The sequence below is a fragment of the Flaviaestuariibacter flavus genome (assembly GCF_004337505.1).
In the GTDB taxonomy this organism is placed as follows: domain Bacteria; phylum Bacteroidota; class Bacteroidia; order Chitinophagales; family Chitinophagaceae; genus Flavisolibacter; species Flavisolibacter flavus.
Window position 1 is genome coordinate 37,710 of record NZ_SJZI01000047.1, and the last position, 26,915, is coordinate 64,624.

Annotated in this window: 20 protein-coding genes; 10 read left to right on the forward strand and 10 right to left on the reverse strand. The window is 60.1% G+C overall.

Going from position 1 to position 26,915, the window contains the following annotated elements; translation table 11 throughout:
• The first annotated feature begins 70 nt into the window (after window positions 1-70).
• Together EPD60_RS13740 and EPD60_RS13745 are read left to right on the forward strand one after the other, a co-directional pair.
• Window positions 71-622 (forward strand): hypothetical protein, encoded by a 552-nt coding sequence (locus EPD60_RS13740; RefSeq protein ID WP_131450099.1) that lies wholly within the window; start codon window positions 71-73, stop codon window positions 620-622.
• A gap of 38 nt (window positions 623-660) precedes the next feature.
• Window positions 661-1,182, forward strand: coding sequence for a hypothetical protein (locus EPD60_RS13745; protein ID WP_131450100.1), 522 nt, complete (start codon window positions 661-663; stop codon window positions 1,180-1,182).
• Window positions 1,183-1,386: 204 nt separating this feature from the next.
• Here EPD60_RS13745 and EPD60_RS13750 read toward each other — a convergent pair whose 3' ends face one another.
• Both EPD60_RS13750 and EPD60_RS13755 read right to left on the reverse strand, forming a co-directional pair.
• Window positions 1,387-3,537 carry a S46 family peptidase gene (locus EPD60_RS13750; protein WP_131450101.1) on the reverse strand — a complete coding sequence of 717 codons (2,151 nt, stop codon included), beginning with the start codon at window positions 3,535-3,537 and terminating at the stop codon, window positions 1,387-1,389.
• Between the two features lie 281 nt (window positions 3,538-3,818).
• Window positions 3,819-4,346: a glycine zipper domain-containing protein gene (locus EPD60_RS13755; protein ID WP_207896666.1), complete on the reverse strand. Its 528-nt coding sequence runs from the start codon at window positions 4,344-4,346 to the stop codon at window positions 3,819-3,821.
• Between the two features lie 189 nt (window positions 4,347-4,535).
• Between EPD60_RS13755 and EPD60_RS13760 the strand changes: the two genes are divergently transcribed.
• Window positions 4,536-5,234: a hypothetical protein gene (locus EPD60_RS13760; RefSeq protein WP_131450102.1), complete on the forward strand. Its 699-nt coding sequence runs from the start codon at window positions 4,536-4,538 to the stop codon at window positions 5,232-5,234.
• On the opposite strand, the gene EPD60_RS13765 is transcribed toward EPD60_RS13760, so the two are convergent.
• Window positions 5,185-6,216, reverse strand: a complete 1,032-nt coding sequence (locus tag EPD60_RS13765; RefSeq protein ID WP_131450103.1) for a DUF4339 domain-containing protein — start codon at window positions 6,214-6,216, stop codon at window positions 5,185-5,187. The genes EPD60_RS13760 and EPD60_RS13765 overlap by 50 nt on opposite strands.
• A 153-nt stretch (window positions 6,217-6,369) precedes the next feature.
• On the opposite strand from EPD60_RS13765, the gene EPD60_RS13770 reads away from it, so the two are divergent.
• Both EPD60_RS13770 and EPD60_RS13775 read left to right on the forward strand, forming a co-directional pair.
• The gene (locus EPD60_RS13770; protein ID WP_165871548.1) at window positions 6,370-8,463 is read left to right on the forward strand and encodes a TonB-dependent receptor; all 2,094 of its coding nucleotides are present in this window, start codon (window positions 6,370-6,372) and stop codon (window positions 8,461-8,463) included.
• Window positions 8,464-8,816: 353 nt separating this feature from the next.
• A complete protein-coding gene (locus tag EPD60_RS13775; RefSeq protein ID WP_131450105.1) occupies window positions 8,817-9,212 on the forward strand; it encodes a response regulator in 396 nt (131 codons plus the stop codon).
• Between the two features lie 25 nt (window positions 9,213-9,237).
• Here EPD60_RS13775 and EPD60_RS13780 read toward each other — a convergent pair whose 3' ends face one another.
• From EPD60_RS13780 to EPD60_RS13800, 5 genes are all read right to left on the reverse strand, one after another.
• On the reverse strand, window positions 9,238-10,821 hold the full coding sequence (locus EPD60_RS13780) for a sensor histidine kinase (protein WP_131450106.1): 1,584 nt from the start codon (window positions 10,819-10,821) through the stop codon (window positions 9,238-9,240).
• A 90-nt stretch (window positions 10,822-10,911) separates the two neighbouring features.
• Window positions 10,912-12,435: a GH3 auxin-responsive promoter family protein gene (locus EPD60_RS13785; RefSeq protein ID WP_131450107.1), complete on the reverse strand. Its 1,524-nt coding sequence runs from the start codon at window positions 12,433-12,435 to the stop codon at window positions 10,912-10,914.
• 618 nt (window positions 12,436-13,053) lie between these two features.
• Complete coding sequence (locus tag EPD60_RS13790; RefSeq protein ID WP_165871549.1) at window positions 13,054-14,121, reverse strand: carboxypeptidase-like regulatory domain-containing protein; 1,068 nt, start codon at window positions 14,119-14,121, stop codon at window positions 13,054-13,056.
• A 134-nt stretch (window positions 14,122-14,255) separates the two neighbouring features.
• Entirely contained in the window at window positions 14,256-16,406 is a 2,151-nt protein-coding gene (locus tag EPD60_RS13795; RefSeq protein WP_207896668.1) for a patatin-like phospholipase family protein, read from the reverse strand.
• A gap of 216 nt (window positions 16,407-16,622) precedes the next feature.
• A complete protein-coding gene (locus tag EPD60_RS13800; protein ID WP_243647837.1) occupies window positions 16,623-17,690 on the reverse strand; it encodes a COX15/CtaA family protein in 1,068 nt (355 codons plus the stop codon).
• Window positions 17,691-17,843: 153 nt separating this feature from the next.
• Here EPD60_RS13800 and EPD60_RS13805 point away from each other — a divergent pair, with 153 nt between their 5' ends.
• From EPD60_RS13805 to EPD60_RS13820, 4 genes are all read left to right on the forward strand, one after another.
• Window positions 17,844-18,455 (forward strand): ribonuclease HII, encoded by a 612-nt coding sequence (locus EPD60_RS13805; protein ID WP_131450110.1) that lies wholly within the window; start codon window positions 17,844-17,846, stop codon window positions 18,453-18,455.
• Window positions 18,456-18,728: 273 nt separating this feature from the next.
• On the forward strand, window positions 18,729-19,700 hold the full coding sequence (locus EPD60_RS13810) for an aspartyl protease family protein (protein ID WP_131450111.1): 972 nt from the start codon (window positions 18,729-18,731) through the stop codon (window positions 19,698-19,700).
• Window positions 19,691-21,118, forward strand: coding sequence for a glycogen-binding domain-containing protein (locus EPD60_RS13815; RefSeq protein ID WP_131450112.1), 1,428 nt, complete (start codon window positions 19,691-19,693; stop codon window positions 21,116-21,118). The genes EPD60_RS13810 and EPD60_RS13815 overlap by 10 nt, the downstream gene beginning before the upstream one ends.
• 323 nt (window positions 21,119-21,441) lie before the next feature.
• The gene (locus EPD60_RS13820; protein ID WP_131450113.1) at window positions 21,442-24,135 is read left to right on the forward strand and encodes an AsmA-like C-terminal region-containing protein; all 2,694 of its coding nucleotides are present in this window, start codon (window positions 21,442-21,444) and stop codon (window positions 24,133-24,135) included.
• A gap of 181 nt (window positions 24,136-24,316) precedes the next feature.
• Here EPD60_RS13820 and EPD60_RS13825 read toward each other — a convergent pair whose 3' ends face one another.
• Window positions 24,317-24,994 carry a DUF4197 domain-containing protein gene (locus EPD60_RS13825; protein ID WP_165871550.1) on the reverse strand — a complete coding sequence of 226 codons (678 nt, stop codon included), beginning with the start codon at window positions 24,992-24,994 and terminating at the stop codon, window positions 24,317-24,319.
• A 314-nt stretch (window positions 24,995-25,308) separates the two neighbouring features.
• Window positions 25,309-25,494 (reverse strand): YtxH domain-containing protein, encoded by a 186-nt coding sequence (locus EPD60_RS13830; protein ID WP_131450115.1) that lies wholly within the window; start codon window positions 25,492-25,494, stop codon window positions 25,309-25,311.
• 91 nt (window positions 25,495-25,585) lie between these two features.
• Between EPD60_RS13830 and EPD60_RS13835 the strand changes: the two genes are divergently transcribed.
• Window positions 25,586-26,764 (forward strand): AI-2E family transporter, encoded by a 1,179-nt coding sequence (locus EPD60_RS13835; RefSeq protein WP_131450116.1) that lies wholly within the window; start codon window positions 25,586-25,588, stop codon window positions 26,762-26,764.
• Window positions 26,765-26,915 lie beyond the last annotated feature (151 nt).

A 26,915-nucleotide genomic window follows, 5' to 3' on the forward strand; every position in this document is an offset into this window, starting at 1 on the left:
AGACATCTGCGATCTGAGATTCCCGGATCTCCAACAAGCTGTATCTTCCTCCCTCACCAACAACTGCTCCATGGACCGCGTTCTGAAGGTATTCTCCCGCCCCAATTGCCTCTTCGCCGAGCTTTCTTTTTTCTATGATCGCCCCGACAGCGTGTCGGCCCTGCTTACTACGTACCGCGCTATTGAGTTTGAAAATGATGGCGAGTTCAGTTATTCCGTTTACCCGGGCCTGAACCAGGAGCTGTATCCTTCGTTCCGGCGCTTTTCGAGCGTTGCCGAGGCGCGGGCGCACGACTGGGAGCTGGTGCGGCAGCGGGCGGCGCACGAGTTCGAGGCTGGTCTTACCTACACCTACGGCTACGACGAAGACCCGGTGCTGCTGCGCTATGTGCTCGAAGACCACCGCGGCTGCCAGGCAATGATCGACTTCCGCTACAGCTTCGCGGCCAACACCAAAACGATGGTCTACCGCTCCACCCAGCACCCGCGCTTCGATCACGAGCTTGTGGCCACTGGTCTCGACAGCAACGCCGACTGCATGCAGCGGGTTCCCTTGTTTCATATGGGTGAGCCAACGAGTATTAACTTCAACGACCTGCGCCGCCTGGAGCCCTGGTATTGACCGGGGCCACCGGGCCGCCGCGACATAAACCGATAGCTATGGATCGTAAACTGAATGCCTTCTCCGCCAAAGGCAACCTGCTGGCCAGCGCGGCCTTTCACTACCTGCCGGGAACGGTGCGGGTGGTATTTAACGAATACAAGGCCGAGCCGGTGGGTCCCGACTACCTGCCCGATGTGATCGTGCCCTACAGCCACCACGTAACCGAGCTGGAATATGAGCCTTTCGACAGCGTTGGCAAGGCCGAAGCGCACGACCGCGCTTTTATCTCCGGCATGCTGCGGCAGGACCTGACGGCGCTCGGGCCCATCCGCTTCGCCTATACAGCCGATGCGGTGCATACCCGCTGCCTGGCTTTCAGTTCCGGCCATTGCATCGGCCTCTTCGACATCGCGGCCTACATACTGGAGCATAAAAAACAAATCAGCTTTATCTCCGCCGAAGCCGCCGAATACGACCGCAGCCACTGGGTCGACTTCTTCGACAACAACGAGGTGGCCATGGCCGGGATAAAACTGGATCCCGCCATCGGGCCCTTCAGCGTTGAGACTACGGGCTGAGGGGCCGGCCGCAAGCGGCCTTGGTTCACGACAGCGCGACGGCACGACGTTTTTATTATCAAAGGCACCGCATGCGGTGCCTTCGTTTTGCCTCAGAGTCACTGCGCCGCAATGTGCAATAAAAAGGTCTCGCAAAGCGAGACCTTTTTATTGTCATGCCGTTGTGTCGTCGTGTCGTCCTGCAAACAGTCGCCGCAGGCGACCTTACTTCGCTGCCTTCTTCGGGTGCACGAACTTCAGCTCGGAGATGATGTTCTGCGCGCCGGCGAACTTGTCGATGATGAAGCACACGTAGCGGATGTCGACCATGATGTTGCGGCAGATATCGGGGTCGTAGGAGATGTCGCTCATGGTGCCTTCCCATACGCGGTCGAAGTTGAGGCCCACGAGGTTGCCCGAGGCATCCAGCGCGGGCGAGCCCGAGTTGCCGCCGGTGGTGTGGTTGGTGCCGATAAAGCATACCGGCTGCTTTCCCTTAGCGCCATACTGGCCGAAGTCTTTGTTCTTGTAAAGCGTGCGCAGCTTCTCGGGCACGTCGAATTCGTAGTCGCCGGGCACGTACTTCTCCATCACGCCGTCGAGGTAGGTGTACAGCCCGTAGTTGACGCCGTCGCGCGGGTTGTAAGCTTTGGCTTTACCGTAGGTAACGCGCAGTGTGCTGTTGGCATCGGGGTAAAAGCGCTTCTCGCCAAACACTTCCATCTGGGCGCGCATATAAGTGCGTTGCAGCGCGTTGATCCGTGTTTGCAGCTCCGTTACGTTGGCGCCGGCGGTGCTGCCGTAGGTGTCCTGCATTTCGAGGGCGAGGTGGAAGGCGGCATCCTTGCGCAGGGCGGCAGCCACCTCTTTCGGCTCGCCGTTGAGCAGGCGGAACAGCTCCGTGGAATCATCAACCAACGAGTTGCGGTACAGGTCGGCGATGCGCTCCGGAGTAGCTTTCGAAGCGAGGGTGGCGGCCACGTAGTCGGCTTTCTGGTCATTGGCATAAAGCGGCAGCAGGGCCTCGGCCACGGCGCGGTCCACCGTGGGGTTGAATTCGGCGTAATCGGCACGGAGCTCGGCGCGCACTTTATCGCGCACCGTGTTGTAGTCGGGGCTTCCCTTTTCGGCGGCGGCCACCAGCGGCTGCAGGGCGCGGGCCATCAGCAGCAGGTCGATCTTCGGCAACACTTCGTTGTAGTAGTCGCGGGCCAGCGCGTACGGCTCCAGCTGCTTCCAGGCTACGTTGAGCTCGGCCAGCACGTTGCCGTACTGCTCCTTCCACTTCGGGTTGGCCTGTACGCGGTTGCGGAACCCGGCTTCGTAGGCCAGCTTTTTCTGCACCACGTTCTTGGCGCGGAGGCCGAGCACTTCGCCCTTCCACTTTTTATAGGCATTCTCGATGCCGGCATACTTGGCGGCATACTGGATGCGGATGCCTTCGTCCTGGCGCATATAGCCGTTGAGTACCGACAGCGCTTTCTCGCGGATGTTGATCTTCGCCGGGTCAGATACGTTCATGATCTGCACCACGGCCGCGGAGGGCAGGTACTCGGTGGTGCGGCCGGGGAAGCCAAACACCATGGTGAAGTCATTTTCGGCAACGCCGTCGAGCGAGATGTTGAGCGAGCGCTTCGGCACCAGCGGCTTGTTGTTGGGCGAGTAGTCGGCAGGGCGGCCGTCGGGTCCTGTATAAATACGGAACAGCGAGAAGTCGCCGGTATGACGGGGCCACATCCAGTTGTCGGTGTCCTTGCCGAAGTTGCCGATGGAGGACGGCGGCGCGCCCACGAGGCGTACGTCGCGGTAGGTTTCGATGACGAAGGCGTAATACTTGTTGCCTTCAAACATAGGGCGGATGATGATCTCCTGCCAGGCTTCGTGCGGGAGGCTCTTGCGCAGCAGGGCGATCTTGCGGTCCACAAGGGCCTGGCGGTCCTTCTCCGGCTGTGCGGGATCAAGGCCTTCGGTCACCTTGCCGGTCACCTCGTCGATGCGCACGATGAAGGAAGCGGTGAGCCCGGCGTTGGGCAGCTCCTCGCCTTTGTTCTTCGACCAGAAGCCGTCGCGGATATAGTTATGGTCGAGGGTGCTGTGGTTCTGGATGGCGTCGAAGCCGCAGTGGTGGTTGGTGAGCAACAGCCCTTGTGTGGAGATCACTTCGGCGGTGCAGAAGCCGCCGAGGCTCACGATCGCATCCTTCAGCGAGCTTTTGTTGATGCTGTAAATGTCGCTGGCGGAGATCTTCATGCCGAGGCGCTTCATGTCTTTTTCATTGAGCGACTGCAGGAGCTGCGGCAGCCACATGCCTTCGTCGGCAAAGGCGGCGAGGCGGGCGGAGAGGAAAAGGAGGACAAGCAAGGTGATTCGTCTCATAAAGAAAGGTTGAATGTCAAAAGTAGGAGCGGATGAGATGAATATTGAATATCGATCAAGGAACTCCGAAAGCAGAATAGAAGGAGAAGCGGGAATATTCAATAATCAATGTTCAATGTGCAAGGCTCAAGGTGTGGTAGCGCTCCACTTGAAAATTGATCAGGGAGCGTTGAATATCGAACATTGCTGCCTCAAATCAGACATCCGAGATCTTAATATCACAAAAAGGCCCCGGAGGAATCCGGGGCCGTCAGGGTGTCTTTCAAAAAAATTTATCGTTCTTAATAACGTCCGTCTTTTTTGTCCTGGCCGCGACCGATGATCGCACCGGCGCCAGCACCGAGGATACCGCCGATTACAGCACCGGCACCACGGTTTTTCTTGTTGATGATGGCACCACCGGCAGCGCCGGCTACACCACCGATAACGGCGCCTTTAGCGGCTTTCGACCAGCCCTTTTTGCGTGCTACCGGAGCAGAGGCTGTGTTCGAAGAGCCCGAGCTATAGGTGCCCGAAGAGCTGCGGCTCGAAGAGGAGCTGCGGCGGGTGCTGCTGCTGCTCGAAGAGCGGGCCGGCGCATAAGCGCGGGTAGAGGCGGCGGCAGCTACCGGGGCAGCGGCCACGCCGTTATTATAGTTCTGCATGGCGGCCAGCTCGTTCTGGGCCTTCCAGGCCTGGTAAGCGGCAAGACCCGCGGTATCGGGAGTAGTCGTTGTCGTTGTCGTTGTGGTGGTCGCAGCAGGATTAGGCGTCGTGTTACAGGCGGCCATCGTTGCAGCGATCGCGATTACTGTAATAAAATTTTTCATAACAATCATTTTTCGGTGAACTGATGGTTGTCTTCTCCCTCATTAATACAAAAGCGTGCCAAAGCAGCCGCGCTTGTTAAAGAAAGAAGAGTTTAACTTATAACCAGCTATAAAAGAATGTTTTAGGTCGGAATCCTTTTAACAGAAAATCCCGGTAACCCGGAAAGGGCGCCTGTGGTCTTATGGTCCATGAAACCCAAGCTTCCGCCGCCTGCCTGGTGGGCCGCCTTTCTCTCGCTCTGCCTTGTAGCCACAGAGCTGCACGAGCAGGTACATATACAGACGGGCTACCTGCTCTTTGGAGCTTATGGCCCCCGCGACTTTAACCGCTGGCAGACAGCAGGTTCGGGGCCGGAGAGTGTGTGGGCCTCAGCCGCGGGGCCGCTGTTTTCCTATAGCCTTGCCTGGGCCGGCACACTGCTGCTCCGCCGCGGCGGCAAAAAAGCCGGCTGGGGCATAGCGCTCGTGTTTGCGGCGCTTCCCGGCGCGCACATCCTTACCTCCTGCGTGGGCAGTGGCGATGAACGCGTGGTGTTGGATCATTTTATGGATGCCCGCAGTGCGGCCGGGCGCAGCCTGCTGGCGGCCTGGTCGCTGCTGGTATATGGAGTGCCCGTTGCCGCAGCGGTGCGGGCACTGCCGGCAGGGCGGCGCATCGCATTGCTGGTGCTGCTGCTGCTGGCGCCCATCCTTGTGGAATTCGGATTGTTGCACCGGCTCTACAATAGCCTGCTGGAGCGCGGCTGGGGTGCCACGGTCCCGTTTGGTGGCACGCCCCTGCTGGTGCAGGCGCACCTGCTCTCCGTGCTTATATTTTGCTGGATGATGCGCCGGGCGATCAGTTGTCGCTGGCCGGGGCAGCCGCTTCCTCGCGCTTCTTCTTTTTAAAGAGGCCGCGGAACAGGCCAAAGCCTTTCTTTTCTTCTTTCACCTCGCTGTCGGCGACGCTCTTGTTGTCGGGTGTGACAGCGGTTTCTTTCGGCTTTGCTTTTTCTGCAACGTCGTTCGCAGGCTTATCGGCTTTGTCGGGTGCGACGGCTGTCTTCACCGGCTCGCGAAGCGGATCGGCGCTGGCCGGTGCGGCTTCCGTGCCTTTATTGGCGGTGGCCGGGTCGGGAGTGACGGCAAGTACATCGCTGTCGGATGCAGCCGTACGTTTCGGTGCCGCCGGCCGGGGGTGCGTGGCGGACTTATGTATGGCAAGGGCCGACGAATCGGTATGCTCGCTGTTGTTGCTGAGGGCGATGGGCTGTGCCTTCGGCTGGGGCAGCAGGAAGCCGGATTGCTGCGGCTGCTGCCCGGGCACTGCCGTGGCGGTGGCTGCATTGGCGCTTTCGCTGACCAGCTGCGTGGCCTGCCCGGCCACCTGCGGGCGCACCTGCACCAGGTGGGAGAATACGCCGCTGCGCCAGCCGATCACCACCAGCGTGGAAAGGGTGCAGAAGAGCATGAATTCGGCAATATTGTTCCGGGTGGAAGCAGGCTTATACTGAACGACCTCTACGGCGTCCTCCTCGCGGAGATAGACGGGGCCTGTGGGAATCTCGGCACGCGGTGTTCCCTGGTGGAGCGGCACCTGGTGGTACAGGGCGGCGAGGGCGCGGCGGCGGATGCTCTCGGCACGCAGGGCCATCTCCCGGTCGCTGATATGCTCCGTGACAGAAGACGAAAGTTTTTCGGTGGGGGAGAGGCTATAGCCCTTGGGCAGGGCGGACTCGATCTCGGGCACTTCGGCGGGCTGGTGCCAGTATTGACTGCGGCCTTCCACCCACACAAGATCGCCGGGCAGCAGGCATTGTTGCAATAATTCACCAAGTGGAAAGGGACCGGTTTCGCGGTTGTTCCGAAGTAAGTAATAGCGATCGCTCATAGTTCCGGGATTTTTCGTGGGAAGTCCCTCCGGTGGCTGTTCTTCAAGGTTCCAGACAGGCTTCGCTAACCATTGTATCTACCAAAGGCATGCCCATTTGGCACCGCAGTTATGCCGGCCATCAAATGGCCTTCTTTTTTTAACAGCCTGCTCATGACGACTGCTTCAACCTGCCCGCCGGCCTTGTTGTTCCTCGGACCACTGCTTGCTTCCCTGGCCGCGAACGGCCAGGAAGCGGACAGCTCGGTGCAGCTCGGCGAGGTGCGGGTGCAGGCCTTCGAGGGTGCGCGCCGCCTGCGCAACCTGCCGGCGCCCGTGCAGTACATCGGGCAGCGCACCCTCGGGCGTTTTGCGCCGACCGCCATCGTACAGGCCGTGAATTCAACGCTCGGCGTCCGGATGGAAGAACGCTCCCCCGGCTCTTACCGCTTTAACATCCGCGGCTCCGCACTCCGGTCTCCCTTTGGCGTGCGCAATGTGAAAGTCTATTTCAACGACCTTCCCATCACCGACCCTGGCGGCCACACTTATCTCAACCAGCTCGGTTACTACAACTTTCATCACCTCGAAATCATCCGCGGCCCCGGCAGCAGCCTTTACGGCGCGGGCACCGGTGGCGCCCTGCTCATTGAAAGCAGCGATACCGCGGAGCGCCCCGGCCTCCTTACCGAGTGGGCCGGCGGCAGCTACGGGTTGCTCAATGCCTATGGGCGCATCATCACCGGCAGTGAAAAAATGCAGAACAAGATCGGCTTCCAGCACCAGGAGAGCGTCGGCTACCGCGCACACTCGCGGCTGCGCCGCGACGTGCTGAGCTGGACGGGAAACTTCCGTCCCGCGGCGGGGCGGCAGCTCAAGACCACCTTTCTGTACGGCGACCTGAAATACGAAACGCCCGGTGCGCTCACCGCTACAGAATATGCCCTTGATCCGAAGGCCGCGCGGCCCGGAACTCAATTCTTCCCTGGTGCGGAAGAAGCGCAGGCCTCCATCCGCCAGCAGCAGCTGCTGGCCGGGCTTGCATACGAACAGGAGCTGCTGCCGCGGTTGACAGCGAAAAGCAGCGCCTACACGCAGTTTACCCTCCTGCGCAATCCTACCCTTCAGAATTACGCCCGCAGCAACGAGGCGCACGGCGGGCTGCGCGGCCTGCTTTCCTACAGGCTTCCGCTCGGTGCCGGCAACAGGCTCCGCTTTGATGGCGGCACCGAATGGCAGGAAGGATTCACCACGCTCGCTATTAATAAGAGCGACGCGGGCAACCCGGATTCGCTCCGCTACATCGACGAGATCCGCAACCGGCAGGTGCTGTTCTTCCTGCAGGCCGTCGCCGACATCGGGCCCTGGACCCTGACCGCCGGCACAAGCCGCAACTTCCTGCGGGTGCTCTTCCAGCGCTACAGCCCGGCCTCGGCCGGCCTGCAGGAGCAGCGCTTCCGGCAGTGGTCGCCGCGCGTGGCGCTGCTGCGCCGCCTCGGCAGGTGGAGCCTGTGGGGCGCATTCTCACGGGGCTTTTCGCCGCCCACCACCGCCGAATTGCTGCCTTCGGGCGGCACCATCAACACCGGTCTCTCAGCCGAGCTCGGCGACAACTTCGAGCTCGGGCTGAAGGCTGCGCCGCTGCGCGGGCTATTCGTGGAAGTGTCGGGATATCATTTTCGCCTGCGCAACACCATCGTGCAGCGCCGCACGGCCGGCGGTGGTGATTTCTTTGTCAATGCCGGCGGCACGCGGCAGCAGGGCATCGAGGCACAGGCGCGCTACGAGCTGCTGCCCCGCGCCACCTTCACGGAGGGCACGGGCTTCTGGGTCGCCTATACCTGGCAGCACTATCGCTACCAGGACTTCAGGCAGGTGACGGAGGATTATTCGGGTAATGCGCTGCCCGGCATCGCGCCGCATACGCTCGCTGCGGGCGCCGACCTGTGGCTGAAGGGCCGCTTCTTTGCCACGCTTACGTATTACTACAGCGACCGGCTGCCGCTCAGCGACGCCAACGATGTGTACGCCGCCGCCTACCATCTTGTAGGTGCTAAAGTGGGCCTGCAACACTGGTGGAAGGCGCGCCTGCGGGTGAAGCTGTTTGTGGGCGCGGATAATTTGCTGGACGAGCGCTATAGCCTGGGCAACGATATCAACGGCTTCGGCGGACGTTACTTCAATGCGGCCGCGGGCAGGAACTGGTACGCGGCCCTGGTGGTGGAGCACTTGTTTCGGGAAGCCCGCCCAAGAGATAATATTCAATAATCAATTTTCAATGCTCAGGTCGCAAGGTGAGGGAGCAGTCACTTGAACATTGAATATTGAGCATCGATTATTGAATATTTCTACGCCTTTACGCTTTGAATGTGCTTGTGGCAGCGGCCGGTTTTCCCGGGAGGCCATCCGTATTTTTACGAAGAAAATCGGCAAGTTTCCCGCTTGCCTGCGCCGCGCTCCCTTATTAGTTTTGTTTGCAGAAGTTGGCTGAGCCATTCAGCCGTTCCGATCCTACGAAAAACCAGATTAAGATCCGTTCCCTTGAAGAACCTTCACCCGTCAGTCAACTTCTATCTTCATTCGCCGCCGAAGCATACACAAGGTTCTGAATCAAATTAAACATGCTGCCTACACTGCCCTACCGGGTCTTCCTGGTAGATGATGATATTGACCTGCTGATGCTGCTGGAGCGCCGCCTCCAGGCAGCGGGCTACGCCGTGGAAACCGCGGCCAGTATTGCCGAGGCCGAAGAGCTGCGGCACGCTTTCCGTCCGCACCTCTACCTCGTCGACATCAACATCAACGGCGAAGACGGCCGCACGCTTTGCTGGAAGATAAAGATGCAGGAAGGCGATGCCGGCATAAAGGTGTTGCTCATTACCGGGTACGACTGCCACCGCGGCCGCGCGGCTCTCTTCGGCGCCGACGAGGTGCTGGCCAAGCCGGTGCCCACCGATTACCTGCTGATGCGCCTCCAGTTTCACCTGGGCAGGCTGGCCGCCGACCAGTTGCGCTGACTCCTTACTGACTTGTTGAATTGAATTATTCCTGCGCCAGGGGCAGGTACACCGTAAAGGTTGCGCCCGCGCCGGGAGCGCTGCTTGCGGCGATGGCCCCGCCGTGGCGGTGCACGATCTTCTGGCAAAGCGCAAGCCCGAGGCCGGTGCCTTCGTAGCGGTCTTTGGGATGCAGGCGCGTAAAGGTTTTGAATATGCTGTCGGTGTAGGCCGGGTCGAAGCCGATGCCCGAGTCGGCCACGGAGATCACTGCGTAGGCCTGCTTCCGGTGGAGGTGCTGCTCCTGTATTTCTACGGATGTGGCCGTCCGGCTCGTGATGCGCACCCGCGGCGCTTCACCGGGGCGGCCGAACTTGAGGGCGTTGTTCACCAGGTTGAAAAACAGCTGGTGCAGCAGCACCGGCACGCCATTCAGTTGCGGCAATGCGTCGATGTGGAGCTGCGCGCCGGTTTTCTGGACCTGCAGCTCGAGGTCGGAAACAACGTTCTCCAGCGTTTCTGTAAGGTCAACCACTTTTACATCGCGATCTTCCAGGTGGTCGGCCACCGAGTAATGCAGCACCCCGTCGATCATCTGGGTCATGCGCGCGGCGGACGTTTCGATGCGGGAAAGGTAGTCGGGGCCGGGCGCGGGCAGGTCATCGCCAAACTCCTGCTGCAGGCGGCTTACGAAGGTGCGGATCTTGCGCAGCGGCTCTTTGAGGTCGTGCGAGGCTACGTGGGCAAACTGCTGCAGGTCGTCGTTGGAGCGCAGCAGCTCGCTGGCCTGCCGGCTCAGCGTTTCATTGAGGGCCTTCAGTGTGCGGGTTTGCTCGGCCACTTCCTGTTCCAGCAGGCCGGCGTTGTCTTTATGGCTTTGAATGTCGGAGGCGGCGCAGATCCATTTCACGAGGCGGCCGGCTTCGTCTTTGAGTGGCAGCACCTGCGCGGAAAACCAGCGGTAACGGTCTGTATGGACGTTGCGCAGGCGGTATTCCCATTGCACCGGCACCACCTGCTGCTGGGCCATCTGCCAGAGGTCGAGCACCACCGGCAGGTCGTCGGGGTGCATCATACTGATGCGGCCTTCGCGGCCCACGCTTTCATCGTCCTGGCCGGTATAGGTATACCAGCGGTCGTTTACATATTCGGTGTTGCCGCCCGCATCCACGATCCACACGATCTGCGGGATGGAGTTGGTGAGCAGGCGGAAGCGTTCTTCGCTTTCGCGCAGGGTTTGCTCGGCTGCTTTTTGCCGGTGGATGTTGGTGGCGGTGCCAAACCAGTGGCTGATGTCGCCGGCGGCGTCGCGCTGCGGCAGTGCGCGGGTGAGGTGCCAGCAAAAGGAGCCGTCGGCCAGCTGCATCCGGTGCTCCGATTCAAAGGGAAGGCCGGTGGCCAGGCATTGCATCCAGGTAAGGGCGGTGTTGCCCGCATCTTCCGGGTGAATGATCCCCTGCCATTCCCAGCTGCCGTCGGCGAGCTGGTGGGCGCCGGAATATTCGTGTATGCGTGAATTGAAATAGGTTACCCTTCCCTGCGCATCGGCCATAAATACGAGTTGCGGCATGGCGTCGGCCAGCTGCAGCATGGGATTGTCGAGCGAGTTGGTGGAGGTGCGGAAAGGCATCAGTTAGAGTTGGCGGGTTGAAGGTCGGCAATCGGGCGACATAGGGGGGCTTCAATAGGTCAAATCCCTTATTGAGCCCTTGAATGGCCCTCAGGCCTCGGTGGCCCGGCCGAGGAAGGCGGCCACTTCTTCCAGCACGCGCCGGTCGTTGCTCAGGCGGGGCACTTTGTGCTGTCCGCCCAGCTTGCCTTTGCTTTCGAGCCAGCGCTCAAAGGAGCCCGCGGGCACGGGCACGATCTGCGGGCCGCGCAGGGCGATGTCCTTATGCCGCTTTGCCTCGTAGTCGCTGTTGGCTTCCTTGAGGGCCGCGTCAAGAGCATCGGCAAAGGGAGCGATGTCTTCGGGCACCTGTTGAAACTCGATGAGCCATTCGTGGGCGCCGTTGTCTTCGCCGGAGAAGTATACCGGCGCGGCCGTATAGTCGTTGACGGTAAGCCCGGTGGCGCGGCAGGCGGCGGCAATGGCCTTGTCGGCATTATCAATGATCAACTCTTCGCCGAAGGCGTTGATGAAATGCTTCATACGCCCCGACACGCGCACGCGGAAGGGCGACAGCGAGGTGAACTGCACCGTGTCGCCGGGGAGGTAGCGCCAGAGGCCGCCGTTGGTGGTGATCACGAGGGCGTATTGCCGGCCCAGCTCCACTTCGTCGAGCTGCAGGGTGCGCGGCTGCGGGGCGTCCCACTCGCCGGCGGGAATGAATTCGTAGAAGATGCCGTGGTCGAGCATCAGCAGCATGCCCTCCGCGTTGATATCGTCCTGCGCCGCGAAGAAGCCCTCCGAGGCGTTGTACATCTCGAGGTAGTTGATGGGCGCGCCGATCAGTTCTTCGAAGGCCTTGCGGTAAGGAACGAAAGAAACGCCGCCGTGCATGTACAGCTCCAGCGAGGGCCATACTTCCTTGATGGTGCTTTTGCCCGTCAGCTCGAGGATGCGCCGCAGCAGCACCATCAGCCAGGTGGGCACGCCCGCCATCGAGGTTACGTTTTCGTGGATGGTATGCTGCGCCAGCTTTTCGATCTTGGCTTCCCATTCGTCCATGAGGATGATGGGCAGCTCGGGCGTGCGCAGCCAGTTGCTCCAGAAGGGTGAGTTCTGTACCACCACGGCCGACAGGTCGCCGTACTGGATGTCGTCATTGAGCTGGCTTACCTGGTGGGAGCCGCCGATAATCAGGCCCTTGCCGGTGAGCAGGTCGGAGTCGGGGTGGGCCGCATAGTACATGGTAAGTACATCCTTCGAAGCCTTGTAGTGATTGTCCTTGAGGCTTTCGTCGGATACGGGGATGAACTTGCTTTTGTCGGAGGTGGTGCCGCTGCTTTTGGCAAACCAGCCAACCGGTGTGTTCCAGAGCAGCTGCTCTTCGCCCTGGAGCATGCGGTCGATCCAGGGTTTCAGGTCTTCGTACTGGGTGAGGGGCACCTGCTCTTTCCACTGCTTCAGCGACTGGATGGCCGAGAAGCCGTGCTGCCGGCCGTACTCGGTATACTGGCCGGCCGCCAGGAGGTCCTGCCACACGTTGTACTGGGTGGCCACCGGGTCGGTGCGCCACTGCTCTACCGACCAGAGGCGTAAGCGGGCAAATCTCGATATGGCAGGGCTGAGTAGTTTCATGTGTGGACGCCGGCAAGATAGCCAACGTAGGTTGAATAGCGAATAACGATTAACGAATAGCGGCGATGCAGGTTTTCCGGTAGCGGCGGGCCTTGCGGCGGACGCCCGGTGCCAAACGGTGGCATGCAGGTGACCATCCGGGAGCGTGCAGTGATCACTGGGTGCCGTGCAGGTGCCCCTGGGGGGGTGTTGCGGCGTCCGGCGACATCCCGGCGGCGTTCACCGAAGTTTTTGCCGCCGTCGGCTAGGAGCGGCGCCGGTGGCGGCTTTCCGGTTGGAATTTTGCTCCTGCCTGAAAAACCAAATCCACCCATGAACGAACTTGTCTCGCGCCACTCGCTCCGTAGCCTTGTGAAGCTTTTCTTCGTAATCTTCGTACTGCTGGTACTTGTGAACGTGTTTCACTGAGTATCGGACAGGCGGAAAACGCAGAAATCCCGGAAAAAATTTGAAGCCTTCGCTATGCGGAGGCTTTTTCGTTGGCAGCAGTCAGAGAAAGAACGCTGATTCCGCACGCGGAATACGCGGATTGGTTATGATTTGCACTGATGTTGGTACCGATATCCGCGTTTGTCATAACAGATCATAAAAAATCCGCGTTCTTTCTCTTCTTCTTTTCTATGGGTTGTAATCATACGGCAGCTGGTCCGCCAGGTTCTTCCAGCTCCAGTAGCCTTCGTTTACCCAGCTGCGTTGCTCGGTGAAGTAGCCGTTGGGTTTTACGAGGATGGCGTCCTTCAGCTCGATATAGGAGATCTGCAGGGGTACGTTCTTCGGCAGCCCCATCTGCTCCAGGTATCCGGCCTCCGGCTTTGCTTTGAGGTAGCTCACGCTCACCTTGCGCGGAAACCAGAGCTCGGCGTTGCCGGTGCTGTCGTCGAAGAAATAATAGCTCGTGTCGTAGGGATTGGTGAGGCGGCCAAACTGGGTTGCGCTGCCTTCCGAAAGCATGTCTACCGTAAAGCCGTCCTGCTTCAGGGTGCTGTCGTAATAGGAGCGGATGAAGTGCAGCCGCGACCCGAGATAGGCCGTCTCGCGCGCCCTGGCCCAGGCGGCCTGCTGCGTGGCATCGCCTTCCATCGGCAGGAAAAGGCAGTTGCCGCGGTAGGAGTTGATGTCGGTCTTATAGTAATAAACAAACGAGTCGAGGTTGTATTGCAGGTTGTAGCCGAGGGCGGCGTTGGAGATCTTCAGCGGCTCGGAGGCGAACACCTTCAGCTTGTTGCTGCGCTTGTAAAAGAAAAAGCGCAGGGCCGCCGGGTTTTCGAGCTTCGTCTGCTTCGCGTTTTCCGTCTTGCCCAAAAAGTGACCGAGGAAAAACTCGCCGTATTTCTCCCAGCCGTCGGGTACTTCGTTGGACACCTGGATCACCACTTCGGCCATGCTCTTGTCTTCCTTCTTCAGTGCGAAATTGAGGGTCTGGTCGCCGGAGCCTTCCACGTTCATCCGCTTCGATTCGTAGCCGGTGTAGGATACCACCAGCTCGTAGCCGCCCTTGCCCAGCGAGAGGCGGTAGCTGCCGTCGGCCTTCGACACCATACCAATGGTGGTGTTCTGCGCGAACACGGAGGCGCCCTCGAGGGGCTGGCCCGTTTCGGCATCGGTGATGGTGCCGCTGATCACACCTTGCGCGAAAGAAAACAAGGTAAGGAGGGTGGCGGAAAGCGAAAGAAGGAGCTTTTTCATGGAGTGGCTAAGATACGCTGCCCGGCTGGGGGAGAGAAAGAACGCAGATTTTTTATGATTTGTTATGATAATCGCGGATATCGGTACCAACATCAGCTTTTATCATAATTAATCTGCGCATTCCGCTGGCGGAATCAGCGTTCTTTCTCTGGTGCCATCAGCCCCAGCATCCTTGCAACGCTGTGCTGGTTGGCTTCGCTGTTGATGGAGCCGGCGATATCGAGCTTCTCGCGCTTGGTGAGGTGGAAGTTGAGCGCCGCCTTGTTCTCCTGCTTGTTGGGAATGTATTGGAACGACACGCGGTGAATGGGGAAGCGGCTTGTGCCGAGGAAATAAGAAGCCATATCGCCCTGGGCATAGTCCATCATCTTATACCAGTTGTGCTGCAGCAGGAAGAAGGGCTTCACGGCGTTCTCGGTCATGGTGCTGGCGTCGTAGGGATTTTCCCAGCCGCCGTCCATGCGGTCGCGCACCTGCACCAGCAGGGCGCCGCGGGTGTTCTTTTCAATCCAGCCGTGCATCGCCGCCAGGAAGCGCAGGGCCGTTTCCACGCCGTAGTTGTCGCGCAGGCCGCCGTCCATCACGTCGGTAACGGGGTCGGTGGGGATCATCACGTTGGGCAGCACCACGGGGAAGGTGGCGTTCATCCGGAGGGCGGAGAGCAGGTGCAGGTTGTACGGATCCTGCTGGCGGAAGTAGCTGAGGAAGTCTACTGCGTCGGGCGAGCCGGCGTCGAGGCTGTCGCTGGGTGCGGTCATCATGAAGCGCAGCGGCTGCGTGGAGATGAGCAGCTTCTTGGCATCGCGGGTGATGACGTTGTGATAAAAGATCAGCGGGATGCGCGCCGCTGCTTCGTCGGCGCGGTAGTCGCCAAGGCGGCGGTCGAGATAGCCGCGGGTGTTGCGGTTGAGGGCCTGCTCGAAAGCATAGCCGCGGTCTTTGATATAGGTGTACCGGCCGTCGGTGAACTTATGCTGCGGCGAAAAGAGGTCGCGGATAACGAAGGAGGTGAAGGTCGGGTTGAGCAGGTCGCGCGCGATATCGTCTACCCAGCGCGCGTCGTGCAGGTTGATGGTGGAATCGGTAAGGTGGCGGCGGTACAGCTCGCGGAAATAAGTAGCGCCGATCATGCCGCCCGAGGCGCCGGTGATGAGAAAGGTTTTTTTCATCATGGCGCCGCCGGTGATGGAGTCGAGGTGCTGCAGCACATTCATGGTGAAGGTGGCGCTGCGGGTGCCGCCGCCCGAGGTGGCCACCAGGATCAGCAGGGGTTTTTCCTCGCCCTGGCGGGCTTTCCAGCGCTCCAGGATGGCGATCATATTGTCGCGGTCGGCCTGCACGGCGGCGGGTGTTGCCAGGGCGGAAAGGCTTTCGGCGGAATACTTCGGACGCTCGTCGCGGTTGGCGTAGTTGAGGCCGTAGGCGCGGTTGCGCGGGTCGATCCACTCATTCTGGTACAGCACGTTGAGCAGCAGCAGGAAGGCGATCAGGATGGGCGCGCTCCAGCTCTGGAAGAAATAGGCAAAGGCCCCGGACACGCCGATGAGGATGGCGCAGAAAAGCATCAGCGATGCCGCGGCGGGAAGCTGGAAGGCCGGCAGGTCGAGAAAGAAGCCAAGCGCCACCAGGAACAGGAAAGCAAAGACCATGGAAAGCACGGCGGCGAAGTGATGGCGCTTGAAGATCTTTTCCATCAGCTCGGCGGAATAGTGGCTCACGTCGCGGCAGCGCCGAACACGCAGCAGCGAATCGAGAAACCATTCCGAGCGGATGAGGGTGCGACCGCCCGTCGGGGCCTGCTCGGGCTGGAGTTGTGCGATGACATTTCCCGCCTTCTTGAACAGCGGCTGCAGGCCGCGCAGGATGGTCTTGTCGGCCCGGAAGAAATAAAGAAAGGAAACCACCAGTATCAGCAGCAGCCCGCCTACGAAGCCGAGTATCAGCAGGAGGATCTCGCCGTTGGGAATGAGCTCGCGGTAGTGGGCGAATGAATAAGCGCGGAAGAAAAAGAAGATGAGAAAGCCGAGGGGCAGCGCGCTGTTGTTGATGCAGTATTTAAGAAAGGGAAACTGCGTGGCCGCCAGGAAGGTGAAGTGCCGGCTGAAGAGGATGAAGGTGGTGATGTTCCAGCACATGATGAACACGCCCATGGCCGCGCCCACCAGCATCGTGCTGAGGGCGTTCACATCGCCCAGGTATTCGGGTGCGAGAAAGAGGGCCTCGGCACCGAAGGTCTTCATGAAAGCACCGCCAACCACCGCAAAGAGCAGGAGCCAGAAAAGCAACAGGACCTGGTATTTCCTGAAGTGAAGAAAAAGTAATTGTACGGGTAGTGAATAGAATATGCCTCTCAGGTACGCCATGGAAGGGTGGTGCTTGATCGGGCGTAAGTTACCGAAGAAAATGTGTGATGTCCGATCTCCGATGTCCGATTTGGCTGGCGCATGCTAAAAAGGATCGCACAGCGATCCTTTTACATCCGACATCCGACATCGGAGATCTCACAATACACTCGGTCGTTTGTTGCGGAGCAGGAAGGCGTTTGCCACCAGGGCGAGCAGCAGCAGCAGGGCGGTAAACTGGTGCAGCTGCGCCATCCATTCGAAGTCGTTCCAGCGCGCCGGGCGGATGTGTACGGAGGTGAGCACCGTTGCCACGCCGAGCGCCACCTGCACCAGCACAAGCAGCAGCGGCAGGATGCGTGTTTTGGCAAAGAGGGCCGTGGGCCGGCGGCGGAAGGCGCGGTAGGTCCACACCAGGATGAATACCGTAAGCAGGTAGGCCAGGTTGCGGTGGATGAAATGAATGGTGATGCGGTCTTCGATGGCGCTGACGAGCCCGTGGGGGAAGATGCGCGGCACGAGGGTGCCGTTGATGTCGGGCCAGGTGGGCGCTGCCGGCGCGGCACGGTGGCCGGCCATCAGCGCACCGAAGATGAGTTGCAGGCCGAGCAGTCCCACGATCCACCAGGTGGCGGTGCGGAGGCGGGGCGCGGTCACCTTATCGTGCGGGTCGGTGAGCAGCTGCAGGGCAAACCAGAAGGTATAGCACAGCAGGCCGAGGGCGAAGATGAAATGCAGCGCGAGCCGCGTGGGCTTTACATAGATGGCGTCGCCTTCGAGGCCCGAGGCCACCATGATCCAGCCGATGGCGCCCTGCAATCCGCCCAGGATGAAGAGCACCAGCAGGGGCTTGATCATGTCCTGCCGGAAGCGGCGCTGCACGAGGAACACCACGAAGGGGATGGCGAACACGACGCCGATGAGGCGGCCCCAGAGGCGGTGAAACCATTCCCAGAAATAAATGAATTTGAAATCGGAGAGCTGGAAGTCGGAGTTGAGCAGGCGGTATTGCGGCGACTGCTGGTACTTGTGAAACTCGGCGAGCCACTGGCCCTGGTTGAGGGGCGGCAGCGCGCCCGTGACCACGTTCCATTCAGTGATGGATAGCCCCGAGCCGGTAAGACGGGTGATGCCGCCCAGGATGACCTGCACGATGACCATGACAACGCCGATGAGGAGCCAGATGGCCACGGGGCGGGAGGAGCGGGACTTGAAGGTGGATCTCAAGAAAGACTTTTTGGTGTGCGCGGCAAAAGTACGCCCCGGTTGCTGAGAGAAGGAACGCAGATAGCGCAGATTCTTTTGGCTTGTTATGATAAATTGGGCGTAAATCCGATCCTTTCTTGTCCTTCGCTTGATTTCTCTTCCGAAATTTGCGCCATGCTGCGCGCTTATTTCCAGGAAACACTTATCGAAGCCGGCCTCGACGAAGCCGGGCGGGGTTGTTTGGCCGGGCCGGTTTATGCCGCGGCCGTTATCCTGCCGCGCAGCTTTGCGCACCCGCTGCTCAACGACTCCAAGCAGTTGACGGAGAAGGAGCGCTACGAGCTGCGCCCGGTGATCGAAGCCGAAGCGATCGCCTGGGCCGTTGGTTTCCTGGAGCCGGAGCAGATCGACGAGATCAATATTCTCCGCGCGGCCTTCAGGAGCATGCACCTGGCCGTTGAAAAGCTGTCCGTGGTGCCCGAGCTGTTGCTGGTAGACGGCAACCGCTTTACGCCTTATGCCTTCATCCCGCACCAGTGCATTGTACAGGGTGATGCACAATATGCGTCCATCGCCGCGGCCTCGGTGCTTGCCAAGACCTACCGCGATGATCACATGAACCGCCTTCACGAAGACTTTCCGCACTACGGCTGGGGCAAAAACAAAGGCTACGCCACCCGGGAGCACCAGGAGGCCCTGAACCTGCACGGGCCCTGTGTGCACCACCGCCGGAGCTTCCGGCTCGATTACAGCGTGCCCGACGCGGCCGCTGCGCTTGGTGAATAAGCCCGCACGCCGACGGCGTGCAAAACGCTGCGGGCTCCCGAAGGCACGCACCTAGGACACCCGGGACCTGTAGGACATGCTCCCCAAACTGTAATCGTAGAAATAGCCACTGTGAACTCTGCGAAACGCTCCGCGCACTCTGCGAGAAATTCCTCTACGACAAAGCACTCCATCTCCGCTTTTCCTCAATTCGTTCGTTAAGAAATTGGTAAAGGGACAGCCGGTAAGTTGCCGTTGTAACGCCATCGCTAGCTTCGGCGTCCAACCATCGCCATGACCAAGGCCCGCTTTTATATGCTGCTGCTGTTGCTCCTGTTGGGGGCGGTGCCGGCATTTGCGGGAAGCGGCCCCGGGCGCGGGTTCCCGGGCAAGCGCTGGTGGCCCGCCTTCATTATGGCGCAGGATTCGGTGTCGGCCACCATCCCCTTCAGCCGCGTGGGCAACCTGATCCTCATCGAAGCGCAGGCCGATACCATCAAAGGCAACTTTATTTTCGACACCGGTGCCGCGCACATGCTGCTCAACCAGACTTATTTCCGCGACTACCCGGTGAGCCAGCAGGCAGACGTGGAAAGCGCGGGCATCACCGGCGGCGGCGCCCCGGTACAGCGCACCGTTATCAAAGACCTGGGGCTGGGCGCCCTTCATTACCGCAACCAGGAGGTGGACCTCGGCAATCTCGGGCACCTGGAAAGCGCCAAAGGAGTGCGCATCTTCGGGCTGCTGGGCATGAGCCTGTTCCAGGACTGCGAGGTGCTCATCGACTACGACAACAACCTGCTCTATATCCACAAGGCGCGCCGCCACGAGCCGGTGCTTTATGCCGCGCAGGCCCTGAAGGACACACCCGGCTACCAGGAGTATCCCATCGATATCAAGGAAGGATTCATCCTGGTGAATACCGAAGTGGCCGGCCGCAAGCTGCAGTTCGTGATGGACTCGGGCGCCGAGTCGAGCGTACTCGACAGCCGCCTGCCCAACGCGGTATTCCAGCAGGTGCAGATCACGCGGCGCGTGGCGCTCAACGGGTCGGCGGGCCGTAAATCCGAGGCCTTCTATGGCACCCTCGCGCAGCTGAGCGTGGGCGGGCAAACGCTGAACGGGTTACCTGTGCTCATCTCCAGCCTCGAGCACACCTGCTTTGCCGACATGAGTTGTATTAACGGTATCCTAAGCTTTGACGCCTTCGCGCCACGGCGGATGGGCTTTAACTTTGTAACACGGAAAATGTACGTATGGAAGTGACGCGCCCGCTGAAAGCAATGATCCTGCGCTGCCTGCTGGTGGCGGGCTTCCTGCTGGGCGTATGGCCCGCGCAGGCGCAGACCTGCTCGGTGCGCGACAACCGCATGTATATTGAAGTGCGCAAGGACCTGAGCAACCGTGAGCTCGACGCTTTTATTGAGCGCTACGACCTCGGCGACCTCTACCTGAAAGAGTTTGTGCGCCGCGGCATGCAGGACTCCCTGCGCAAGCAGGGCTGGGTGGTGGAAAGCAACAATGCCAGCAAGGCCGTGCTGTACCGCGCGCTCTTCCCGCCGGCAGATCTGCAGGACCCCGCCGCACGCTTCCGCCTCACCACCACGCCCGACCCGCAGCCCGAGGGCAACTTCGGCGCCAACCGCTTCATCAATAAGTACCCCTTCGCCGTCCGCGATTCGTCGGTGGTGTTCTACCTGCGTGGGCAACAAGGCGCACGCGGCGTGCAGCTTGCCGGTTCCTTTACCGACTGGCAGCGGCACTCCATCCGCATGACCAAAGTTGACAGCGGCTGGATCGCCACCGTGCGCCTCCCGCCCGGCAAGTACTGGTACAAGTTCATCGTGGATGGCGGCTGGCAGGTAGACCGCGACAACTACTTCGCCGAAGACGACGGGCAGGGCAATAGCAACTCGGTTTATTACAAGACCAATTACACATTCACACTGCCCGGAAATGTAAATGCCCGTACCGTGATGCTCGCCGGCTCCTTCAATGGCTGGAATAAAGACCTGCTGCGCCTGCAGCGCAGCGCGAGCGGCTGGTTCCTGCCGGCTTATGTGGGCGAGGGCTCTTTCCTGTATAAATACGTGGTGGACGGACGCTGGGTCACCGACCCCGGCAACCCGCTCCGCCTCGACGACGGCCACGGCTCCTGGAACTCCGTGATCCGCAGGGGCCGCAATGTCACCTTTGCGCTCGGGGGCTTTGCCGACGCGAAGAAAGTATCGGTTGCCGGCAGCTTCAACGACTGGCGCCGTGACGAGCTGTTCCTGCAAAAGACCGCTTCGGGCTGGACGCTTCCGTACGTGCTGGCGCCCGGCAATTACGAGTATAAGTTCATCGTCGACGGCCGCTGGATGGCCGACCCGGGCAACCCGCTCAATATGGACGGGCCCAACGGTAAGGGCAACTCCATCCTGGTGGTGGGCGCCAACTATACCTTCCGCCTCCGCAAGCCCGATGTACGCAGCGCCTTCGTGGGCGGCGACTTCAACGACTGGAACCCCCGCAGCTACCCCATGCGCCGCGAAGGTTCCGATTGGGTACTGTCTGTGTACCTGGCGCCCGGCAAGCACCGCTACAAGTTCTTCGCCGACGGCAAATGGATCCTCGACCCCGGCAACAAGCTGTGGGAGCAGAACGAATTCAATACGGGTAACTCGATTCTCTGGGTGGAATAATACGGTTCTAGGTTCTGGGGTTTTGAGGTTGGTTTGCGAAGCCGACGGCGATAGCCGTCATTGCGAGCGGAGCGAAGCAAACTCCCCGACCTGAAGACTAATCGCAGCCGAAAAAGCTTCAACGTGCACTTTTTCCGGCTGCGAGCACCCTGCGTAACGCCGGAGTTTGCTTCGCTCCGCTCGCAATGACGCCAAAGGCGTCGCGCAGCGACACCTTTGGCACATCCGTCGTTTCAGCACTTCTGCATGCCCCTTATTCCGTAAATTGCATATACTAAAACACCGGCGCCACCGCGTCTATCCGTGAACCGAACCACCGTCTTATGCTCAAAAAGATCCTGAAAGGCCTTGCCCTCCTCGTGGGCATCTTCCTCCTCTTTGCCTTTACCGCTCCCTTTCTTTTCAAAAAACAGCTTGTCGGCGCGCTTAAAAAAGAGATGAACGCGCAGCTTAATGCGCAGGTCGACTTCAACGACGTGTCGCTTTCCTTCTTCCGGCGCTTCCCGCGCGTGTCGGTGGCCGTGGAAGGTCTCCGTGTAGTGGGCAGCGGCGCCTTTGAAGGCGATACGCTGGTGCAGGCCAACAAGGTAGAGGCGGCGCTCAACTTCTGGAGCGTGGTGCGCGGCTCCGACTTCAAGATCTATTCCGTCAGCCTCGATGCGCCGCGGATCAATGCCATCGTGCATAAGGACGGCGCCGCCAACTGGGACATCCTAAAGCCCGATACGAGCGCCGCTACCTCGGAAGCATCCGCGCCCTACACGCTGCAGCTGACGAAGTACGCCCTCACCAATGCCGACATCCGCTATACCGACGAGAGCGCCGGCATCTACACCCACCTCAGCGGCCTCGACCACGAAGGCAGCGGTGATTTTACTTCGGAAAAATTCACGCTGAAGACCAAGACGAAAGCCGGCGGCCTCACCGTTCGTTATGGCGCCATCCCTTACCTCTCCGACGTGGCCACCACCGTAGACGCCGACCTGGAGATCGACAACAAGACCAACACCTACACCTTCAACAACGGCAAGATCTCCATCAATGCCCTGCAGCTGCTCACCAACGGCTCGGTGCAGCTGCTCACCGACAGCACTTACAAGATGGACCTGTCGCTGAAGGCGCCTTCCACCACCTTCCGCGAGGTGCTCTCGCTCATCCCGGCCCTGTATAAAAAGGATTTCGACAAGATCAAAACAAGCGGCTCCGCGAAGTTCGAAGGCTTCGTGAAAGGCGTATACGGACCCACACAGCTGCCGGCCTTCAACGTGAAGCTCGACGTGGCCAACGGTTTCTTCCAGTACCCCGACCTGCCGCAGCCGGTGAAGAACATCAACCTGGCCCTGCAGGTAGAAAACCCCGACGGCGTTACCGACCACACCACCATCCGCCTGCCGCAGGCACACTTTGAAATGGGCGGCGCGCCCATCGACGGTCACCTGCTGCTGACACAGCCCACATCGGCCATGAATATCGACGGCGCCGTCAAGGGCCGCCTCGACCTGGCGCAGATCGGCCGCATGGTGAAGCTCGAAGCAGGTACGAAGCTCGCCGGCATCGCGCTCGCTGATGTAACCATGAAAGGCTCGGTGGCCGCGCTCCAGCAAAAGCGCTACGAAGGCTTCAATGCCGGCGGCACGCTGCGGCTTGATGGTTTCGAATATGCTTCCAAAGACTATCCCGCCGGCGTGGCGCTCAGTACCCTTCTGGCTACCTTCAACCCGCGCAACATTACCCTGTCGCAGCTGGTGGGGCGTTATGGCAAAACAAACTTCACCGCTTCCGGCACGCTCGACAACGCGCTGGCCTATGCGCTGAAGAACGACCCGCTCAGCGGCCGCATGCAGTTTCATGCCGATGCCATCAACCTCGACGAGTTTATCCCGGTTTCGGCCGACACCGCGCAGGCTTCTTCGGCTGCCGCGCAGCCCTTCCTGGTGCCCGGCAACCTCGACCTCGGGCTCACTGCTTCCGTTGATGCGGTGCACTATGATAAGGTCGATCTCAAAGGCGTTTCGGGTGCCCTGCTGGTAAAAGACGAGACGGTTTTCATGAACGACGTCCGGGCCGCGGCCCTCGAGGGTACGATGAAGATCAACGGCTCTTACTCCACGCTCCACGACAAGAAGCACCCCGACATCAGCCTCACCTACGATGTGCAGGGCCTCGACATTCAAAAGACCTTTCTCGCTTTCAACACGGTGCAGAAGCTGATGCCCGTAGGTAAATACCTCGGCGGCAAACTATCCTCGCAGCTCTCCCTCACGGGCAAGCTGGGCGCGGGCATGATGCCTGACTACAACACCCTCACCGGCAAGGGCAACCTGCTGCTGATCGAAGGCCTGCTGCAGAAGTTCGCGCCGGTAGACAAGCTGGCCAACACGCTCCAGATCTCACAGCTGCAGAACATTTCACTGAAAGATGTCAAGAGCTTCTTCGAGTTTGCCAACGGCAAGGTGCTGGTGAAGCCCTTTACCGTCAAGGTGGCGGATATGGAGCTGGAGGCGGGTGGCCTGCACGGCATCGACCAGTCGCTCGACTACGTGCTCAACCTCAAGGTGCCGCGCGCCAGGCTGGGTGCGGGTGCCAACAACTTCGTGAACAACCTGGCGGCACAGGCCGCGGGCCGCGGCATCCCCGTAAAGCTGGGCGACGTGGTGAACCTGAAAGTGAATATGGGCGGCACCATCACCAACCCGCAGATCCGCACCGCTTTCAAGGAGTCGGCCGCCTCGCTCGCCGACGACCTGAAGCAGCAGGCCAACGCCTTTGTACAGGCCAAGGTGGACAGCAGCAAAAAGCTCCTGCGCGATACCGTGCAGGCCGTGAAGAAGCAGTTGATCGACAACGCCAAGACCGAGCTGCTGAAGAAACTCGCCGGCGGAAACAGCAGCAGCGGCGACACAGCCGCCACGAAGCCGGCGCCGGTGGAGGATATCCGGAAGAAAGCCGAGAATACCGGCAAGTCGCTGCTCAATAACCTGTTTGGCAGGAAGGAAAAGAAAGACACCGCGCAATAAGCGACCGCAACGTTTTTACAAGCTGCCTGTCGGGGACGACGGGCAGTTTTTTTATGCCCCCGGCATGGGCGGTTCAGGGTCCCCGACACGCACGCAATCGGCGCGAAGGATGCCGGCCGGGGGCTGCAACAACAACGCCTCCCGTGACGGGAGGCGTTGCGATTCTAAATCATCAATTGCATTAGCGGCTTCCGAACACACGCTGCAGGAGCGGGGTGGTGCGGGCCGAGGCGTTGTTGCGGATCTCGGTTTCCTTCTCGGCCATCTTGCGGAACATGGCGTCGGTAACGGCGATGGCCATCAGGTTGTTGAGGTCGAGGTTGAGGCGGCTGCCCACGCCCGTGTTCTTGATCGGCTTGATCAGGTCGGCCCACATGGCGTTGAGCTTGTACTCGTCGAGGGCCGCGGCCATCACCGGCGTCAGGGTGCTGCGCAGCTGCGTTTGCGTGTTGGCCTTCAGGAAGTCGGTGGCCGCCGTGGGGCTGCCGCTCCGCACCAGGTTGATGGCATCACCCAGGCGCATACCCGTGATGGCGTTGGCAAACACCGGCACCGAGCGCTCCACCGAGGTGGTGGCGGCGCTGCTGAGGGTGGTGGTAAAGCGGTCGAGGTCCTGGCTAAGCCCCAGGTTGTTGAGGGTGTTGAGCACCTTGGCTACGTTTTCGGGGAAAACGGTGTTGATGATGTTCTGCTTGCTGAATGCGTTGCCCACGCTGCCTTCGCGCGTGCCGATCTGGAGCAGCTGGCGGATGGCGTCGGCAGCATCCTGCTCGGTGAGTACATAGTTCAGCTTGCTGGCCGAGCCGCAGGAGTAAGCGAGCGGCAGAAAGAGCATCAGGAGAAATACTATTTTTTTCATTGGGTGCATTTTAAAATGAAACCATCGGCTTCATCCAAAAGACGGGATTGAGGAGAAAGGGTTTGATTCGGGAATGTTAAAACGGGTTTTTTCAGGCCGTCATTGCGGGCGAAACGCAGTGGAGCGAAGCAATCCCCACAGCTATGGCACTGCTCTATACCGAAGCAGGGGAGTGGTCCCATAGATGGGGAGATTGCTTCGGACCTTCACTTCGTTACGTCCTTCGCAATGGCGGTACTTCGGGTACGGCTTCGCTATCCCGCAATGGCGGTTTTGCCTGGCCGGTACTTCTTCGCCGCAATGACAGAGCGCAATCAGCCCATGGCGGTGCCGGCCTCGTCCCGCATCGTTTCGGCGCCTTCGCGGGCCTGGCCGAGCAGGTCTTCGGCTTTCTTCTTCAGGTCGGCGAGCGACTCGTTTACTTTCTCGGGGCTGATGGCATAGGCTACAATGCCGGCAACGGCGGCGCATACGAGGGCGCCCAGCAGGATCTTTTTCATTTCAATATTTTCGGCTAGGGAGGCAATACCTGTGCCACGGGGCCGGGGGTGGTCCGGTTTTGTCAGGTGCGCAGGCTAAATTAGCGGGACTATGCCCCTGACCGTTCGCCGCGCCCTCGAGTTGATGGGTCTTTACTTTCTCGGAATGATCATCCTCGCCGGTCGCGACATCATCTCGCCCCTGCTGATGGCCTTTTTTCTCGCCATTATGCTGCTGCCGATCTACCGCTTCCTGCGCCGCAGGAAGCTGCCTGAAAGTCTTGCCATCGGCCTGTCGCTGCTGGTACTCATCCTGGTGGTGGCCGGGCTCGTGTGGTTCTTCTCCTCCCAGATCACGCAACTGGTGGCCGACTTCCCCACCATCAAGCAAAACGTGCGGCATCACCTCGACTCGCTGAGCCGCTGGGTAGCAACGAAATTCAATTACTCCGCGCAAAGGCAGGCGGCCTTCCTCGACCAGCAGAACGACAAGCTCATGAACTGGGTGTCGGGCATCGCCGGCGGGGCGGCCGCCTCGCTCACGGGCATCTTCATTTTCGTGGGCCTGTTGCCGATCTATATCTTCCTGATGCTTTTCTACAAAAACCTGCTGCTCCGCTTCGTGTTCCTGTGGTTTCCCGAGCCGGCGCACGCGAAGGTGGAAGAAGCGATGCGCGAGTCGGAGATCATCATCAAAAGCTACCTCGTGGGCCTGGCCATCCAGATCACCTATATAACGGTGCTGCTTGGCGGCATCCTGATGGTGTTCGGCATCAAGCACGCCATTCTCATCGGCGCCATCTTCGCGCTGCTCAACCTGATTCCTTATATAGGCGCGCTGGTGGGCAATATCATCGGCGTGCTCATCACGCTTTCTTCATCGAGCGAGATCGGGCCGATCTTCATGGTGCTGGGCACCATTGCTTTTGTGCAATTTCTCGACAACAACATCCTGATGCCGCGCATCGTCGGCTCCAAGGTCAAGATCAACGCGCTGGCCACCATCGTAGGGGTGATCATCGGGGGCGCCCTGGCGGGTGTTTCCGGGATGTTCCTGTCGCTGCCCGTGATTGCGGTGCTCAAGATCATTTTCGACCGCACGGAAAGCATGCGCCAGTGGGGCGTGCTGCTGGGCGACGAGCGGCCGCGCCACAGCCCGATGGAGTTTCCCATCCTCCGCAAAAAGGCGCGCAAAGTGCAGGAAAAGATCCAGAAGGAGAACGACATCCAGCCACCCAAAGAAGACGGGAAGCAGCCCGGCACCACCCCCGAAAAAGACAAGCCGCTCTGACGGTTTACACGGGATTCGGGCAATGTGTACGCGTCACATTTTGTGCTAAGGGGCAACCCCTAATCTGCTGCAAAGCCCGTCCTGCCTGCGTTTTTTGAACAGCTTATGAAGTAGCTTTCGGGTACCGCACGTCTTTATTACCAGCTTGGTC